The organism is Halovivax gelatinilyticus (genome assembly GCF_024300625.1).
Classification (GTDB): domain Archaea; phylum Halobacteriota; class Halobacteria; order Halobacteriales; family Natrialbaceae; genus Halovivax; species Halovivax gelatinilyticus.
Genome location: NZ_CP101322.1, coordinates 305,741 through 319,687, shown reverse-complemented (window position 1 = coordinate 319,687; position 13,947 = coordinate 305,741). Strand labels below are relative to the sequence as shown.

The 13,947-nt window shown below is 63.9% G+C and carries 19 protein-coding genes and 1 tRNA gene; 16 read left to right on the top strand and 4 right to left on the bottom strand.

The window, feature by feature from the left end:
• Positions 1–103: 103 nt before the first annotated feature.
• From NKH31_RS01535 to NKH31_RS01520, 4 genes are all read left to right on the top strand, one after another.
• Entirely contained in the window at positions 104–502 is a 399-nt protein-coding gene (locus tag NKH31_RS01535; RefSeq protein WP_254863378.1) for a RidA family protein, read from the top strand.
• A 63-nt stretch (positions 503–565) separates the two neighbouring features.
• Positions 566–1,339, top strand: coding sequence for a diphthine synthase (gene dph5 / locus NKH31_RS01530; protein WP_254863377.1), 774 nt, complete (start codon positions 566–568; stop codon positions 1,337–1,339).
• A 193-nt stretch (positions 1,340–1,532) separates the two neighbouring features.
• Positions 1,533–3,635: an alpha/beta hydrolase family protein gene (locus tag NKH31_RS01525; protein ID WP_254863376.1), complete on the top strand. Its 2,103-nt coding sequence runs from the start codon at positions 1,533–1,535 to the stop codon at positions 3,633–3,635.
• 130 nt (positions 3,636–3,765) lie between these two features.
• A complete protein-coding gene (locus NKH31_RS01520) occupies positions 3,766–5,055 on the top strand; it encodes an MFS transporter (protein ID WP_254863375.1) in 1,290 nt (429 codons plus the stop codon).
• 34 nt (positions 5,056–5,089) lie between these two features.
• Here the strand turns inward: NKH31_RS01520 and NKH31_RS01515 are convergent, their stop codons facing one another.
• The 4 genes from NKH31_RS01515 to NKH31_RS01500 form a co-directional block, all read right to left on the bottom strand.
• Entirely contained in the window at positions 5,090–5,296 is a 207-nt protein-coding gene (locus tag NKH31_RS01515; protein WP_254863374.1) for a heavy-metal-associated domain-containing protein, read from the bottom strand.
• A gap of 134 nt (positions 5,297–5,430) precedes the next feature.
• On the bottom strand, positions 5,431–5,739 hold the full coding sequence (locus tag NKH31_RS01510; protein ID WP_254863373.1) for a thiamine-binding protein: 309 nt from the start codon (positions 5,737–5,739) through the stop codon (positions 5,431–5,433).
• A 129-nt stretch (positions 5,740–5,868) separates the two neighbouring features.
• Positions 5,869–6,213 (bottom strand): HalOD1 output domain-containing protein, encoded by a 345-nt coding sequence (locus tag NKH31_RS01505; RefSeq protein WP_254863371.1) that lies wholly within the window; start codon positions 6,211–6,213, stop codon positions 5,869–5,871.
• Positions 6,214–6,576: 363 nt separating this feature from the next.
• A tRNA-Gly gene (locus NKH31_RS01500) sits at positions 6,577–6,647 on the bottom strand.
• Positions 6,648–6,948: 301 nt separating this feature from the next.
• Here NKH31_RS01500 and NKH31_RS01495 point away from each other — a divergent pair.
• From NKH31_RS01495 to NKH31_RS01440, 12 genes are read left to right on the top strand one after another with little or no spacing between them, the layout of a single operon-like run.
• Positions 6,949–7,824, top strand: coding sequence for an RNA methyltransferase (locus NKH31_RS01495; RefSeq protein WP_254863370.1), 876 nt, complete (start codon positions 6,949–6,951; stop codon positions 7,822–7,824).
• 4 nt (positions 7,825–7,828) lie between these two features.
• Positions 7,829–8,851, top strand: a complete 1,023-nt coding sequence (locus NKH31_RS01490; protein ID WP_254863369.1) for a 50S ribosomal protein L3 — start codon at positions 7,829–7,831, stop codon at positions 8,849–8,851.
• A 3-nt stretch (positions 8,852–8,854) separates the two neighbouring features.
• On the top strand, positions 8,855–9,607 hold the full coding sequence (rpl4p, locus tag NKH31_RS01485; RefSeq protein WP_254863368.1) for a 50S ribosomal protein L4: 753 nt from the start codon (positions 8,855–8,857) through the stop codon (positions 9,605–9,607).
• Complete coding sequence (locus tag NKH31_RS01480; RefSeq protein WP_254863366.1) at positions 9,604–9,858, top strand: 50S ribosomal protein L23; 255 nt, start codon at positions 9,604–9,606, stop codon at positions 9,856–9,858. The genes rpl4p and NKH31_RS01480 overlap by 4 nt, the downstream gene beginning before the upstream one ends.
• Positions 9,859–10,581 carry a 50S ribosomal protein L2 gene (locus NKH31_RS01475; RefSeq protein ID WP_254863364.1) on the top strand — a complete coding sequence of 241 codons (723 nt, stop codon included), beginning with the start codon at positions 9,859–9,861 and terminating at the stop codon, positions 10,579–10,581.
• The gene (locus NKH31_RS01470; RefSeq protein ID WP_254863363.1) at positions 10,578–11,000 is read left to right on the top strand and encodes a 30S ribosomal protein S19; all 423 of its coding nucleotides are present in this window, start codon (positions 10,578–10,580) and stop codon (positions 10,998–11,000) included. The genes NKH31_RS01475 and NKH31_RS01470 overlap by 4 nt, the downstream gene beginning before the upstream one ends.
• Positions 11,001–11,007: 7 nt before the next feature.
• Positions 11,008–11,481 carry a 50S ribosomal protein L22 gene (locus tag NKH31_RS01465; protein ID WP_254863362.1) on the top strand — a complete coding sequence of 158 codons (474 nt, stop codon included), beginning with the start codon at positions 11,008–11,010 and terminating at the stop codon, positions 11,479–11,481.
• Positions 11,481–12,416 carry a 30S ribosomal protein S3 gene (locus tag NKH31_RS01460; protein WP_254863361.1) on the top strand — a complete coding sequence of 312 codons (936 nt, stop codon included), beginning with the start codon at positions 11,481–11,483 and terminating at the stop codon, positions 12,414–12,416. Before NKH31_RS01465 ends, NKH31_RS01460 begins: the two co-directional genes overlap by 1 nt.
• A complete protein-coding gene (gene rpmC, locus NKH31_RS01455) occupies positions 12,416–12,622 on the top strand; it encodes a 50S ribosomal protein L29 (protein ID WP_254863360.1) in 207 nt (68 codons plus the stop codon). The genes NKH31_RS01460 and rpmC overlap by 1 nt, the downstream gene beginning before the upstream one ends.
• 43 nt (positions 12,623–12,665) lie before the next feature.
• Positions 12,666–13,109 carry a ribonuclease P protein component 1 gene (locus NKH31_RS01450; protein ID WP_254863359.1) on the top strand — a complete coding sequence of 148 codons (444 nt, stop codon included), beginning with the start codon at positions 12,666–12,668 and terminating at the stop codon, positions 13,107–13,109.
• The gene (locus NKH31_RS01445) at positions 13,100–13,549 is read left to right on the top strand and encodes a 30S ribosomal protein S17 (protein ID WP_254863358.1); all 450 of its coding nucleotides are present in this window, start codon (positions 13,100–13,102) and stop codon (positions 13,547–13,549) included. The genes NKH31_RS01450 and NKH31_RS01445 overlap by 10 nt, the downstream gene beginning before the upstream one ends.
• Complete coding sequence (locus tag NKH31_RS01440) at positions 13,549–13,947, top strand: 50S ribosomal protein L14 (protein ID WP_254863357.1); 399 nt, start codon at positions 13,549–13,551, stop codon at positions 13,945–13,947. Before NKH31_RS01445 ends, NKH31_RS01440 begins: the two co-directional genes overlap by 1 nt.

Genomic DNA, 13,947 nt, shown 5'->3' with positions numbered 1-13,947 from the left:
TTCGCGATCGGCGATCGGTACGACTGTACGGCGTCGGATCGATCGGTATCTCCGCCCGCCCGATACCAGCACCTATTCCGATACGCTCCGTCTCTTCCCGACCGTGACCACCGAGCGCCAACTGGTCGATAGTGGAACTGAGTGGGAAGACGCCGTCGGCTACTCGCGCGCCGTTCGAGCGGGCGATACCGTCCACGTATCGGGGACGACGGCGACCGACGAGAACGGCGACGTCGTCGGCGTTGGCGATCCGTACGAACGGACCTGGTTCGCACTGTCCCTTGCGACGGACGCCCTCGAAGCTGCGGGCGCTTCGACCACCGACGTCGTTAGAACACGTCTTTACGTCACCGACGTCGAGGACTGGGAGGAAATCGGGGCCGCGCACGCGGAGTACTTCGCCGATGTCCGCCCCGCTGCGACCATGGTTCAGGTCGCGCAGCTGATCGATCCCGATCACCTCGTCGAGGTCGAACTCGAGGCGATCCGAACGGACGAGTGATTCCGGGCTCATCGTATCGATCCGTATCCGTCAGCCTAAGATACCCCGCACCCACGTTCGAGTATGCTCACGTTCGTCGGACTGGGACTCTACGACGAGACATCGATCACCGTCGAGGGTCGGGACGTGCTCTGCGAGGCCGATCGCGTCTTCGCCGAGTTCTACACCAGCGAGTTGATCGGAACGACCGTCGAGGCGCTCGAAGCTCACCACGACGTCGAGATCGAGGTTCGCGACCGCACGGGCGTCGAAGTGGACCCCGACCCCATCCTCGACGCGGCGGAAACCAGTGACGTCGTCTTCCTGACCGCCGGCGATACGATGATCTCGACGACGCACGCCGACCTTCGGCTCCGCGCCCGAGCCCGCGGAATCGAGACGCACATCGTCCACGGCATCACCGCCCAGACCGCGGCGAGCGGACTCACCGGACTGCAGAACTATCGATTCGGGCCGTCGACGACGCTCCCGTTCCCGCGGGCACACGGTGCCGACGGCTTGCCGGCGAGCGTCACGAATACGATCGACGACAACCGCGACCGCGGATTGCACACCGTCGTTTACCTCGACATCAAGGCCGAGGAGGGTGAGTACATGTCCGCGGACGTTGGTGCGGACCTCCTCGCCGCAGCGTATCCCGATCTCGTCGCGGTCGTCGTCGCGCGGGCCGGCTCGCCCGATCCGCTCGTCCGGGGCGGTCGACTCGACGCGCTCGCGAACGGATCGTACGGCGACCCGCTTCACCTTCTCGTCGTTCCCGGGACGTGTCACCTCCTCGAAGCCGAGGCGCTCGAATCGTTCGCCGACGTCGATCCGGAGCACCTCGACGTCGCCTGATCGGCATGTGACGATGTCCGACGGCCGATGCCGGGTACGTCGTCGGTTCGACCCTGATATCTCGGCTACGGAACTGATGGATTGAAAGAGGTGGGGCGTATATTCGAATTTTCCCAAATAGATGGGAAGAATAGGAACAAAATCTGAAGCGAGATACGGAATCTACTTTGTGTTGGACTGTCAGGGTGAGACGATGACCGAGCTGCCACTCGAGGCGTACTACGACCTGACTCAGCTCACCGACATCTCGATTTCTCCGTCCGGTGATCGCGTCGCGTTCGTGACGACCGAATTCGAGGCGACCGAAGAGACGACCCACTCGTCGCTGTGGGTGGTGCCGACGGACGGATCGCGCGACCCGCACCGACTCACGCAATTCGGGTCCGCCTCGGAACCGGCCTGGAGTCCGGACGGATCGCGACTGGCGTTTCTCGCGAGCAGGGACGAACCGATCGCCCAACGCGTCGGCTGGACGGACCGTGGGGACGATCCTGAGACGGATTCGACGGACGAGGAGCCTTCTGATGCCGAAGCGGCGGGGGACGACGAACCCACCCAGCAGGTCTGGCTCTTCGATCTGGAACGTGGCGGCGACGCCTATCAGCTCACCGATCGCGAGGACGGCGTCGCGTCGTTCGACTGGGAACCGGACGGTACGAGGCTCGTCGTCGGGGCCCGAGACCCGACCGACGAGGAACGCGAGTACGTAGAGCGACGCCGAGAGGGTGGGCCGATCGAGACGACGCGTCTACAACACAAACTCGACGGCGTCGGCTGGACGGACGACGTGACGGAGTACCTGTTCGTCGTCGACGTCGCCGACGGCTCGATCGACCGCCTCGACGACGCGTACGGAGGCGGTGCGTTCCAGGACCTGACCGGTCTCGAACCGGCGTGGGGGCCGACCGGTCGTATCGCGTTTACCTCGTGCCGTCACGAGAACCCCGACGACACGATGAAGCGAGACGTCTACACCATCGAGCCGGACGGGACGGACCTGCGACGTCTCACTGACGGCGAGTACAACCACGGACAACCGACCTGGTGCGATGACGGCTCGCTCGGGTTCACGCGCAGCGATCCGGAGAACTGGTACGAACCGACCGAGGCCGTCGTTTACGACGGCGAATCGACCACGTCGCTGACGGAAGATCTCGATCGGACTATCGCGCGCACGGCGACGCTCAACTGGGTCGACGAGGCGCTCTACACGTTACTTGCCGATCACTCACAAACGAGGCTCGTCCGGGCGACCGTCGACGAAGGAGTCGACTGGTGTTTCGAGTCCCGTGGAAGCGATCGGGCGCTGCTCGGACTCGACGTTTCCGACGATGGATCGACGGCGGCGCTCGCCCTCTCTCACCCGCAGGACGGTCACGACGTCTACGTCGTCGACGTCGACGAACTCGAATCGTCACGGGCGATCGATCGGACCGCGGACCTCCCGACGGACGACCCTGAGACGCTCGCCCGACTCACCGATCTCAACGCCGACCTCCGTCGGCAGTGTTCGATGCCCGACGTTCGACGAGTCGAATGGGAGTCCGATGGCTGGACGATCGAGGGGATCTGCTACGCCGATCCCGAACTCGACCTCGAGTCGGGTGACCACCCGCTCGTCGTCGCCATTCACGGTGGCCCGCTCTCGTACGACGAACCCATCTTCAGCTTCGCACACGCCGCGCTGACGAGTCGCGGGTACGTCGTCTTGCGGCCGAATTACCGGGGCGGGACCTCGTTCGGCCGAGAATTCGCGAACGAACTGTACGGACAGTGGGGGACGACCGAAGTGGCGGATGTCGTCGCCGGCGTGGAGGAACTAATCGGCCGGGGCTGGGTCGATCCGGACCGTGTCTTCGGATACGGGTTCTCCTACGGCGGGATCTCGCAGGGCTATCTCGTCACCCAGACCGATATCTTCGCCGCTGCCGCACCAGAGCACGGTATCTACGACCCGTTTTCGTGTTACGGAACGGGCGACAGCCACAACTGGTTCGAATCTGAGTTCGGACTGCCGTGGGAGGACGCCGACCGCTACGAGCGCGTTTCGGCCATCAGGGACGTCGACTCGTTGACGACCCCACTCTTGATTACTGCCGGCGGAGAGGACTGGCGGTGTCCGCCGAGTCAATCTGAGCAGCTCTACGTCGCGGCGAAAAAGCAAGGTGTCGATGCGAAACTGATCGTCTACCCGGACGAACATCACAACATCGGGGATCCGGATCGGGCGATTCACCGGCTTCGTGAAATTTTGGCCTGGTACGAAGCGTACGATCCCGCTGTCGAGGACGCGTAACTCGGATCTCGATTGTACTCACACCGGTCACACCGGAACTCGGTGGTGCCGGGATACGACTACCGGCTCGACCGGCCCATTTCCAAGCCGCTAAGTAGCCTGCCCGGCGCCTGTAAGCTACGTACACTCGATGGCGCTCTCTCCGAACGATCGATCGATCGCCGGCTTTACGATGACGGGCCACGGCCTCGTCCACTGGTTCGAAACGTCGATTCCCATCTTCCTCGTCGTCTGGCTGGCGGAGTTCGACGTCGAGGTGGCCTTACTCGGCCTCGTCGTCGCCGCGGGCTACGCACCGTTCGGCATCGGCGCGCTCCCGGCCGGCATTCTCGCCGATCGATTCGGCACAAAGAAACTCATCGTCGCTTGTCTCGCCGGGATGAGCGGTTCGTTTCTCCTGCTGGCTCTCGCCGACTCGATCGCCACGATCGCGGTCGGCCTGATCTGCTGGGGGATAGCCGCGAGCATCTACCACCCGGCCGGTCTCTCGCTGATCAGTACGGGCGTCGAGGAGCGCGGAACGGTCTTCGCGTGGCACGGCATGGCGGGTAACGTCGGAATCGCGCTCGGCCCGTTCGTCGCGGCGACGCTGCTCGTCGCCGGTCTCTCGTGGCAGTCGGCCGCCGCGTTACTTGCCATTCCCGGCCTCCTCGCGGCCGTCTACGGCCTTCGGGCCGACTTCGATCCCGCGGCGGCCGTCGATCCCGACGTGAACGCGGGCGCCGACGAGGCGCTCTCGCTATCGGAATTGCTCTCGAATTCCCGTGCGCTCTTCGCTAGCGCGTTCGCACTGGTGTTCGTCATCGTCACGTTCGAAGGGCTGTTCTACCGCGGCATGTTGACCTACCTTCCGGAACTTCTCCACGGATCGGCCGCTCTCGGCGCGTTCGACCCTGGCCCGACGCTAGAGGGCATCGAACCCGCCGACTACATCTACGTCGGTCTGCTCGTCGTCGGTATCGCCGGCCAGTACGCGGGTGGACACCTGACCAATCGGGTGCGTCCCGGCGTCGGTCTGCTCGCCATCTTCGCGATCCTCGCCGCGCTAGCACTCGCGTTCGTTCCCATTCTCTCGCTCGGCGCCGGCGGGACCGCTGGTCTCGTCGCCGTCGTCGCACTCAGCGGCGTCTTCGGATTCTTCCTCTTCGCCATCCAGCCGTTCTACCAGGAAGCCGTCGCCGTCTACACGCCGCCGGATGCTCGCGGCCTGTCGTACGGGTATACCTACCTCGGCGAGTTCGGTCTCGGAGCAGGTTCGATCGCGATCGGCGGTATCGTCCTTGGTATCTCGACACCCGCGTTCTTGTTGACGATGGCTGCGTTCGCCGTCACAGGGGCACTACTCTCGTTGCTTCTCACCGTCGGTCTCGACCGTCTGTACGGTCGGGATGCGGCTGTAGAGACGACTGCGAAGAATTGAGTACCGATCGGACGGTTGATTCCGAGCGATCCGCTCAGTTGACGTCGTAGCCAGCGTCCTCGATCGTCTGACCGATCACGGACTCGTCTACCGTCGAGGGGTCGTGTTCGACGGTTACCTCGCCGGCCTCGTGATCCGCGCTCGAATCATCGACGCCGTCCAGTTCGTCGAGTGCGTCGACGACGTTCTGTTCACAGCCACCACAGGACATTCCATCGACCGAAAGCGTCGTTCGGGGCATAGGGTTTCGTACCGGTGGCATCTGTTTGAGTGTGTCGTTCCCGGTGACGTGGGTAGGTGGGATCGGTCGTCGACCCGTTCGATCGTCGCCAGCGTGCCGGACGCTTTGCCGGAGTCATCCGCTTTGTCGCAGTCTCACGAAGCGTTCGCGTCGCGTTCGAGGTGTTTTTCGACGGCGGCGACTTTGTCGGACGCGGAACCCGAACTGGTCCGTTTATCGTCGATTTTGACGAACGTGCTCACCCGGTCTGCGTCGATAGACTCGTGGGCGGCTTCGACCGCGTCGAGTAACTCGCCGATCGAATCGGCTTCGATCGTCGTTCCCATCGGTCCGACGTCGTACTCGAGTCCCGTCTCGTCGATCGCTTCGACCGCCCCGGCGACGGCCTCGGCCATACTCTCGTCTGTCGCCGGTGCGGTGCTGAGAAATCCGATCACGGTCATGGAGATTGGTACGATTCGGGCGTTCCTAAAACCCGCGGCTGTCCAATAGGTACGGGTGAACGCGAGCGGTCCAACGGTCAGTCGGTCCGGAAAACGAACGAATCGAATAGGGTCGTCGGTAGCGTACCCCTACGCCGGTCGCTCGACCTGCGGCGGTGGATGAATGTGGATCTCACCGTTCGCGTAGACGTAGACCTCACATTCGAGGGCGGTGAACGCGACGTGACCGCCCGTGCGCGGTTCGCCGTCGGATTTGGGGCTGAAGATTCGTTCGAGTGCATCCGGGTCGACGCTGTCGTACAGTGAGAACTCTCCCTGGGAGACATCGACGTCAACGACCGAGGTGAGTCCGTGGACGATCGTCGTCAGCAACGTCGCGCTGCCGTCCGGATCGTAGGCCAGCTCAAACCTGTCGTTCGTCTCGTCGTACTGGAGTTCGCTCGTTTCGTTGGTGCGGGTAATTTCAGTTTGCATTGGCGGTACAGGATCTGCGTTCGCTCAACCTTCCCTACCCCATCGGGGTACAAAAGGTAATCGGCTGTGACACGAGTCACCACCCGTGAGTGTTCCGGTATGGTACCGATTTACCGCTCGGAATCGGGCTCGGTTCTCGGTACATCCAGCCACACGGCCCCTCCGGGTTAAACTGAGGGTTGCACTGGCTTGCCGTCCGTCGATCATCCATTCCTCGAACGAGTCGATGCGATCTTCGGTGGGAGTGCGCGTAAACCAGCCCTCCCCCATTGCCGAGTTTACGCGAAAGATTCACCGAGGGTGGTCTCTCACCACGGATATTCACGCTGCTACGCAGTGCTCACGGTTTTGTCTTCGGAGAAGTGCGCTGGCTGGGATTTGAACCCAGGTTGTGACCATGGCAAGGTCACGTGATACCACTACACTACCAGCGCCCTGTTGCAGTTTCAAATAGTTCCCGGGGAGGGTATAAGGGTTGCGAATTGACTGGCGAACGCCCCGCGGTACCACGGTTCTTCTCGAGTGGGATTCGGCCCCTTCTGGTGAGAATCGGCGCAATGGGGCGCGTACTCCCGGCGCCTGCCAACACCGTCCGCTCGTTCTGACTGTGTCCGTCTGTACCACGTTTTCGGGGGTGTGAGGCCGTCACAGCCCCGAATCAATTCGCCACCCTTTTAAGACCTTGTCCGCAAGGAATCGCTACAGTCTAGTGACGAGGCGCCGAAGCGCCACGGCATGACCGTCAGCGTACTCGTGCCGTCGTCGATCGTCAGGGAAGCCGAGGACAAACGCGAGGCGACTCGCAAACTCGGATACGTCGCCCGCGCGGCGACGATCTTCCGGGCGGACCGATTGATCGTCTTTCCCGATCGGGAAGGCGAAACAGGTCGGTACGACGGCGGGTTCGTAGAAACCGTACTCCGGTACGCCGCAACGCCCCCGTACCTCCGAAACGAGGTCTGGGACATGCGGGACGAACTGGAGTACGCGGGCATCTTGCCGCCGCTCCGCGCCTCGGAACGGACCGGCTCCGAATCGGACGATTCGGGGTCGTTAAGACGAGGGATCGTGACCGAGGTCGGACCTGAAGGCCGCGTCCGGGTCAATTGCGGAACGCAACACCCACTCTCGCTCAACGTCCCGCCAGAAATGGCGGTCGACGAGGGAGAACGCGTGACCGTCAGGATCTCTTCGCGACGACCGGTCCGGGCGAAGCTCGTCGACGAGCCCCTTGCGGGGCTGTCGATCGAGCGGACGGACCTATCGGCAGCGCTCGGCCGTGAGGACGCCGGCGTTCGCATCGCGTCGTCTCGCTACGGTGAATCGCTCACCGTCGGACGACTCGAGACGCTGGCCGGACGCGTCGATCGCGACGGCATGACCGTCGCGTTCGGGGCGCCCGAGAGAGGGCTGCCGGACATCCTCGGAATCGAGGAGTCACGTGTCGGCTCGCCGTCCACCGGGGACGACGAGGCGACAGACGGAGTCGAACCCAGCGCCGATCCGGGGTTCGACCTCTGGCTGAACACGGTTCCGAACCAGGGCAGCGAGGTCGTGCGAACGGAGGAGGCTCTGTTCGCCACCCTCGCCTGCCTCTCACTGAGAGCGTGATAGAATGCCACAAAAACACGCACCACGCAAAGGCTCACTCGGATTCGGTCCACGCAAGCGGGCGACCAGCGAGGTCCCGCGCTTTCGATCGTGGCCCGACGACGACGGACAGCCGACGCTCCAGGGCTTCGCGGGCTACAAGGCCGGCATGACCCACGTAGTGACGGTCGACGACGCCGCAAACTCGCCGACCGAAGGGATGGAGACGACCGTCCCGGTCACCATCGTGGAGACGCCGCCAATGGCCGTCGCCGCGCTGCGAGCGTACGAGGAATCGCCATACGGACACCATCCCGTCGCCGAGGTCTGGGCGAACGAGCTCGACGACGAGCTCGATCGCACGCTCGACCTGCCCGGCGACGAGTACGACGCCGAGGCCGCTGCGGACGAGTTCCGCGCGGCGCTCGACGAGGGTCGCGTCGACGACGTTCGCGCGATCACGTACACGAAGCCGGCGGACATCCCGTCGATGCCGAAGTCGAAGCCGGACGTCATGGAGACGCGCATCGGCGGCGGCTCGATCGACGAGCGCGTCGAGTACGGGCTCGAGCTTATCGAGTCCGACGGCGGCGCTCACGCCATGACTGACGTCTTCCGTGCCGGCGAGTACGTCGACACGAGCGGCGTCACGAAGGGGAAAGGGACTCAGGGTCCCGTCAAGCGGTGGGGTGTCCAGAAACGAAAGGGCAAGCACGCCCGCCAGGGCTGGCGTCGACGGATCGGTAACCTCGGTCCGTGGAACCCAAGCCGCGTCCGGTCGACCGTCCCACAGCAGGGTCAGACCGGCTACCACCAGCGAACCGAACTGAACAAGCGCCTGCTCGCCATCGGCGACGGCGCCGACGCGACGGTCGACGGCGGCTTCGTCAACTACGGCGAGGTCGACGGCCCGCACGCGTTGATCAAGGGCTCGCTCCCCGGGCCGAACAAGCGACTCCTTCGCTTCCGCCCGGCGATTCGACCCGGAGACCAGCCGCGCCTCGATCCCGAGGTGCGATTCGTCTCCACCGCTTCGAACCAGGGATAATCTATGGACGCAACAGTACACGACCTGGACGGCGGCGAGGCGGGGACGGTCGAGCTCCCGGCGATCTTCGAGACGGAGTATCGCCCGGACCTGATCGCCCGCGCCGTGCGCGTCGCCCAGGCCAACCGATCTCAGGCCTACGGTGCCGACGAGTTCGCCGGTAAGCGAACGTCGGCGGAGAGCCCCGGCAGCGGTCGGGGACTGGCCCACGTCCCGCGCCAGAACGGACGCGCCCGACGCGTCCCGCAGGCGATCAGCGGACGAAAGGCCCACCCGCCGAAAGCCGAGGCCGACCGAACAGAATCGATCAACACGAACGAACGAAAACTCGCTACTCGGAGCGCCATCGCGGCGACCGCCGATGCAGACACCGTCGCCGAACGCGGTCACGTGTTCGACGACGACCTCGATCTGCCGATCGTCGTCGACGACGGATTCGAGGAGGTAGCGAAGACACGAGACGTCGTCTCGTTCCTCGAAGCGACCGGGCTCGACGCGGACATCGAGCGCGCAGACGAGGGGCGATCCGTCCGTGCGGGTCGCGGAACGACACGCGGTCGCAAGTACAAGCGACCGAAGTCGGTGCTATTCGTCACCGCGAGCGAGGCCGGCCCGTCGAAGGCCGCCCGCAACCTCGCGGGTGCCGACGTCGCGACGGCCGACGAGGTAAACGCGGAAAATCTCGCACCCGGCGGACACCCGGGCCGATTGACGGTCTGGACCGAGTCCGCGCTTGCGGAGGTGAGCGAGCGATGAGTACGCTCATCGACTACCCGCTGGTGACCGAGAAAGCGATGAACGACATGGACTTCGAGAACAAGCTCCAGTTCATCGTCAACCCCGACGCGACGAAGCCCGAGATTCGCGACGAAGTCGAATCTCGATTCGACGTCGAGGTCGTCAAACTCAACACTCAGCTAACGATGAAAGGCAAGAAGAAAGCAACCGTCACGCTCGGCGAGGACGACGACGCACAGGAAGTCGCCTCCAGAATCGGGGTGTTCTAGATGGGGCGACGCATCCTCGGACAACGACGCGGACGCGGTACGTCTACGTTCCGCGCACCGAGTCACCGATACAAGGCGAACCTCTCGCACAAGCGATCGGAGGATTCGGACATCGTTCGCGGAACCGTCGTCGGCATCGAGCACGATCCTGCCCGGTCTGCGCCGGTCGCGGCCGTCGAATTCGACGACGGCGATCAGCGACTCGTGTTGGCGCCGGAAGGAATCGCGGTCGGTGACGAGATTCAGGTTGGCATCTCCGCGGAAATCGCGCCCGGGAACACGCTCCCGCTGGCGGAGATTCCCGAGGGGATTCCGATCTGTAACGTCGAAGCCAAGCCGGGTGACGGTGGGAAGTTCGCGCGCGCATCGGGCGTGAACGCGGATCTGATCACCCACGACCGGCACGCGACGGTCGTCCAGTTGCCAAGCGGCGAGGTCAAACGCCTCGACCCGAACTGCCGCGCGACGATCGGCGTCGTGGCCGGCGGCGGCCGAACGGAGAAGCCGATGGTCAAGGCGGGGAACAAGTACCACAAGATGCGCGCACGGGGGACGAAGTGGCCCCGCGTTCGTGGCGTAGCCATGAACGCCGTCGACCACCCCTTCGGTGGCGGCGGTCGTCAGCATCCCGGTCGTCCGAAGTCCGTCTCGCGGGACGCTCCGCCGGGACGAAAGGTGGGCGACATCGCCTCCCGTCGAACGGGACGAGGTGGTAACAAATGAGTCAGGATTACCGTACCGGTCGCGAGGGTGAGTTCACCTACCGCGGCTACACGCTCGACGAGTTGCAGGAGATGGAGCTCGACGAGGTCGCGGAACTGCTACCCGCACGCAAGCGGCGAAGTATCAAGCGCGGGCTCTCGACCGAGCAGGAGAAACTGCTCGAGAAGGCCCGTTCGCGAACCGAAGAGGAGACCGCGAACAACCCGATTCGCACGCACCTGCGCGACATGCCGGTGGTGCCGGAGTTCGTCGGTCTGACGTTCGCCGTCTACACTGGAAGCGAGTTCGGCCGCGTTCGCGTCGAACCCGAGATGATCGGCCACTACCTGGGTGAGTTTCAGCTCACTCGAAACTCCGTCGAACACGGACAGGCCGGTATCGGCGCAACGCGCTCTTCGAAGTTCGTCCCACTGAAGTGATCGTACAATGGGAATCAACTACTCAGTCGACGCGGATCCGGACGCCACCGCGAAAGCGATGCTCCGGGAGCGTCACATGAGCCACAAGCACAGCAAGGAGATCGCCCGGGAGATCAAGGGCAAGACGGTCGGCGACGCCCAGACCTACCTGGAAGCCGTCATCGACGGCGAGCGATCGGTACCGTTTAAGTCTCACAACAGTGGGACCGGACACCGCTCGGACATCGACGGCTGGGACGCCGGTCGATACCCCGAGAAGGCGAGCAAGGCGTTTCTCGACCTCCTCGAGAACGTCGCCGCCAACGCGGAGCACCAGGGCTTCGACGGCGAAACGATGGAGATCGCACACGTCGCCGCCCACAAGGTCGGCGAGTCGATCGGCCGCAAGCCGCGGGCGATGGGCCGTGCGACCGCCTGGAACACGCCGCAGGTCGACGTCGAAATCGTCGTCACACAAGCAGAAGAGGAGGGTGATGCCTGATGGCAGACGAACACCAGTTCATCGAGAACGGATTGCGCCGCTCGCAGATAGACGAGTTCTTCGCCGAAGAACTCGGCCGTGCCGGCTACGGCGGCATGGACGTCGCTCAGACGCCCATGGGGACCCAGATCGTCCTCAAAGCCGAAAAGCCAGGGATGGTCATCGGCAAGGGCGGTGAGAACATCCGGAAGGTGACGACGGCCCTCGAGGAGAAGTTCGACCTCGACGATCCGCAGATCGACGTTCAGGAGGTAGACGAACCCGACCTGAACGCCCGAATCGTGGCCGACCGACTGGCTAACGCCCTAGAGCGAGGCTGGTACTTCCGCAAGGCCGGTCACACGACGATCGACCGTATCATGGACGCCGGCGCTCTCGGCGCCGAAATCGTTCTCTCCGGGAAAGTCACGGGCGCTCGCTCGCGCGTGGAGAAATTCAACCGGGGCTACATCAAGCACAACGGCGAGCCCGCCGAAGAGGTCGTCGACCACGGCCAGGGCGTCGCCGTCATGAAGCTCGGGACGATCGGCGTCAGCGTCAAGATCATCCCGCCGGGTGCAGAGCTTCCCGACGACTTCCAGGTCCACGACGACCTCGATCCCGAGGACGTCGTTCCCGACGCCGTCGAAGCGAACGAGGGCGTCGAGGAACTCCTCGAGACGGCTCCCGAAGAAGACGAGACCGAAGACGAGCCCTCCGAGGACGCCCCCGAATCTGACGAACCGGAACTCGACGAAGAGGTCGTCGAGGAAGTGATCGAAGAGGAAGTCGTCGAAGAGACGGTCGAAGAAGAGACCGAGGCTGACGCGGACGAAGCCGAGGCGGCCGCCGACGAGGTCACCGAGGATCTCGACGAGGAGATCGAGGCCGAAGCCGAAGAGCTCGTCGCCGAGATGGAGAGCGAGGCCGATGACGACGAGGGAGGTGAGAACTGATGGCGATCTTGCACGTCGAGGAGATTCGCGACATGACGCCGGCGGAACGCCAGGCCGAACTCGAGGATCTCGAGACGGAGCTGCTGAACCAGAAGTCCGTTCTCGCCGCCGGTGGTGCCCCGGAGAATCCGGGACGCATCGGCGAACTCGGACGGACGATCGCGCGGATCAAGACGATCCAGCGAGAGGAGGGCGACCTCGAATGAGGTCCGAAACCCGAACGGAAAACGACACAGTCGACGCGTAATCATGCCACTGACACCCGAAACGCTCGCGCGACACGAACTCATCGGCCTGCCGGTACGGGTCGTCGATAGCGACGACGCCGGTCGAGTGGGTATCGAGGGTCGCGTCGTCATGGAGACGACGAACACCCTCCGAATCGAGTGCGTTTCGCCCACGGAGAAACGGTGTGGCGGCGGTGAAGCCGCCGACAGCGAGACTCGGGTGGTCACGGTACCGAAGGTGGGAACGACGTTCGAATTCGCGATCACAGATGACGCCGCCGGGGACCGAAAGGCCCCGGGGACCGCGTCCAAACTGGCCGACACTCAACCTGTGGAGCGAGCCGAAATCGCTCGCTGTGCAGACAGCGCTGGCGAGGGCGTGGCCTACGTTACGGTCGATGGATCGCGCTTGCACGAACGACCGGCCCGCCGTACCGAAACGGCAGGTGATTCACCATGGCAATAGGACTAGATGTACAAACCCCTCCGGAACCAGAAAACCCGGAGGAATACGACTACGAGAAGTGTCCGTTCTACGGCGAACTTCCCGTTCGAGGACAGGTCCTCGAGGGAACCGTCGTTTCGACGGACATGGACAAGACCGTAGTCGTCGAGCGAGAGTACGACGTGGCGGTTCCGAAATACGACCGCTATATGAAACGTCGTTCGCGCATCCCGGCACACGTACCGGGCGTGCTCGAACCGCTCTCGGTCGGTGACACGGTCAAGATCGCAGAGACCCGACCACTGTCGAAGACGAAATCGCACGTGGTCGTCGAAGTAACCGACGAGGCAACCGCCGAGGACGTCGCCGAGCTCACGCGTCAGACCGAACCCGAACGCGAGCTCTCAGCCGAAGACGTCACGGAGGATGTCGAAGCCGAGACGAACGAGGGTGAGCAGTGATGGAGGCGATCAAAGCCGACGTCACCCAGGGACTCGTGAAAGGGTCGCTCGTCACCTGTGCCGACAACACCGGCGCCCGCGAGCTGAAGGTTATCAGCGTCGCCGGCTACCACGGCACCAAAAACCGCCAACCGAAGGCGGGTCTCGGTGATAAAGTGACCGTCTCCGTCACGAAGGGGACCCCGGAGATGCGCCGTCAGGTGCTCGAAGCGGTTATCATCCGTCAGCGCCAGACCGTCCGACGTCCGGACGGGACGCGACTGAAATTCGAGGACAACGCGGCGGTCATCATCGACGAGAACGAAGAACCCCGCGGAACGGAGATCAAGGGACCGATCGCCCGCGAAGTCGCCGAGCGATTCGGCGCCATCGCGAGCACGGCAACGATGATCGTATAG

Coding starts and splice junctions, on each gene's coding strand:
- NKH31_RS01525 (WP_254863376.1), top strand. CDS start 1,533: ATGACCGAGCTGCCACTCGAGGCGTACTACGACCTGACTCAGCTCACC.
- dph5 (WP_254863377.1), top strand. CDS start 566: ATGCTCACGTTCGTCGGACTGGGACTCTACGACGAGACATCGATCACC.
- NKH31_RS01495 (WP_254863370.1), top strand. CDS start 6,949: ATGACCGTCAGCGTACTCGTGCCGTCGTCGATCGTCAGGGAAGCCGAG.
- NKH31_RS01515 (WP_254863374.1), bottom strand. CDS start 5,296: ATGCCCCGAACGACGCTTTCGGTCGATGGAATGTCCTGTGGTGGCTGT.
- NKH31_RS01460 (WP_254863361.1), top strand. CDS start 11,481: ATGGCAGACGAACACCAGTTCATCGAGAACGGATTGCGCCGCTCGCAG.
- rpmC (WP_254863360.1), top strand. CDS start 12,416: ATGGCGATCTTGCACGTCGAGGAGATTCGCGACATGACGCCGGCGGAA.
- NKH31_RS01450 (WP_254863359.1), top strand. CDS start 12,666: ATGCCACTGACACCCGAAACGCTCGCGCGACACGAACTCATCGGCCTG.
- NKH31_RS01520 (WP_254863375.1), top strand. CDS start 3,766: ATGGCGCTCTCTCCGAACGATCGATCGATCGCCGGCTTTACGATGACG.
- NKH31_RS01490 (WP_254863369.1), top strand. CDS start 7,829: ATGCCACAAAAACACGCACCACGCAAAGGCTCACTCGGATTCGGTCCA.
- NKH31_RS01480 (WP_254863366.1), top strand. CDS start 9,604: ATGAGTACGCTCATCGACTACCCGCTGGTGACCGAGAAAGCGATGAAC.
- NKH31_RS01475 (WP_254863364.1), top strand. CDS start 9,859: ATGGGGCGACGCATCCTCGGACAACGACGCGGACGCGGTACGTCTACG.
- NKH31_RS01445 (WP_254863358.1), top strand. CDS start 13,100: ATGGCAATAGGACTAGATGTACAAACCCCTCCGGAACCAGAAAACCCG.
- NKH31_RS01470 (WP_254863363.1), top strand. CDS start 10,578: ATGAGTCAGGATTACCGTACCGGTCGCGAGGGTGAGTTCACCTACCGC.
- NKH31_RS01510 (WP_254863373.1), bottom strand. CDS start 5,739: ATGACCGTGATCGGATTTCTCAGCACCGCACCGGCGACAGACGAGAGT.
- NKH31_RS01465 (WP_254863362.1), top strand. CDS start 11,008: ATGGGAATCAACTACTCAGTCGACGCGGATCCGGACGCCACCGCGAAA.
- NKH31_RS01440 (WP_254863357.1), top strand. CDS start 13,549: ATGGAGGCGATCAAAGCCGACGTCACCCAGGGACTCGTGAAAGGGTCG.
- NKH31_RS01505 (WP_254863371.1), bottom strand. CDS start 6,213: ATGCAAACTGAAATTACCCGCACCAACGAAACGAGCGAACTCCAGTAC.
- rpl4p (WP_254863368.1), top strand. CDS start 8,855: ATGGACGCAACAGTACACGACCTGGACGGCGGCGAGGCGGGGACGGTC.